The sequence below is a fragment of the Protofrankia symbiont of Coriaria myrtifolia genome (assembly GCF_900634755.1).
Classification (GTDB): Bacteria; Actinomycetota; Actinomycetes; order Frankiales; family Frankiaceae; genus Protofrankia; species Protofrankia coriariae.
Genome location: NZ_CAAAFS010000340.1, coordinates 1 through 1,311, shown reverse-complemented (window position 1 = coordinate 1,311; position 1,311 = coordinate 1). Strand labels below are relative to the sequence as shown.

1 pseudogene is annotated in these 1,311 nt (G+C 73.4%); it reads left to right on the top strand.

The features are described from left to right. Positions 1-1,311: pseudogene (locus CM1CMNOD_RS24230) on the top strand (lactate utilization protein B); the annotation flags it as partial.

The following is a 1,311-nucleotide window of genomic DNA, read 5'->3' as shown; positions in this document are numbered from 1 at the left end:
CTTCCTGGGGACGCCGGCGTTCCCGCGGGCGGCGCGGCAGGCGCTGGCCGACACCCAGCTGCGCCGCAACCTCGCGCACGCCACCACGACGATCCGGGACAAGCGGGCCCGGGCCGTCGGCGAGCTCGACGACTGGGAGGCGCTGCGCCTGGCCGGAGCCGCGATCAAGGAGCGCACGTTACGGCATCTGGACGGCTATCTGGAGCAGTTCGAACGGGCGGTCACCGCGGCCGGCGGCCAGGTGCACTGGGCCGGTGACGCGGCCGAGGCCAACCGGATCGTGATCGACCTGGTCCGTGCCGCCGGCGTCGGGAGTGGCGCCGGCGGGCGCGCCACCGGTGCTGACGAGGTCGTCAAGGTGAAGTCGATGGTCACCGCCGAGATCGGCCTCAACGACGCGCTGGCCGCGGCCGGTATCACCGCGGTGGAGACCGACCTGGCCGAGCTGATCATTCAGTTGGCCGGTGACCGGCCCAGCCACATCCTGGCCCCGGCGATCCACCTCAACCGGGCGGAGATCCGGGAGATCTTCCTGCGGGAGATGGCGGACGCGCCGGCCGGCCTGACCGACCAGCCGTGGGCGCTGGCCGCGGCGCGGCCCGCGCGCACCTGCGGCGCAGGTTCCTCACGGCGAAGGTGGGGATCTCCGGGGCGAACTTCGCGGTCGCCGACAGCGGCACCCTGGTGGTGGTCGAGTCAGAGGGCAACGGCCGGATGTGCCTGACCCTGCCGGAAACCGTGATCAGCGTCGTCGGTATCGAGAAGGTGGTGCCGACCTGGTCCGACCTGGAGGTGTTCCTCCAGTTGCTGCCCCGGTCGTCGACCGGGGAGCGGATGAACCCGTACACCACGATGTGGACCGGAGTCACCAGGGGTGACGGCCCGCGCGCCGTCCACGTGGTGCTGCTCGACAACGGGCGCAGCCGCGCGCTGGCCGACCCGGTCGGTCGGCAGGCACTGCGCTGCATCCGCTGCTCGGCCTGCCTGAACTCCTGCCCGGTGTACGAACGGACCGGCGGCCACGCCTACGGATCGGTCTATCCGGGCCCGATCGGCGCCATCCTCACCCCGCTGCTGAACGGGGTGGACGCCGGGCCGGTGGAGAAGGCGCTGCCGTATGCGTCGTCGCTGTGCGGCCGCTGCTTCGAGGTCTGCCCGGTGCGTATCGACATTCCCGAGGTGCTGGTGCACCTGCGCGGCCAGGTCGTCGACGCCGCGCGCACCCGCCCGCGGCCGACGGCGGAGGCGGTCGGGATGCGCGCGGCGGCCTGGGCGCTGGCCCGGCCCGACCGGCTGGCCGCCGTCCAGCGC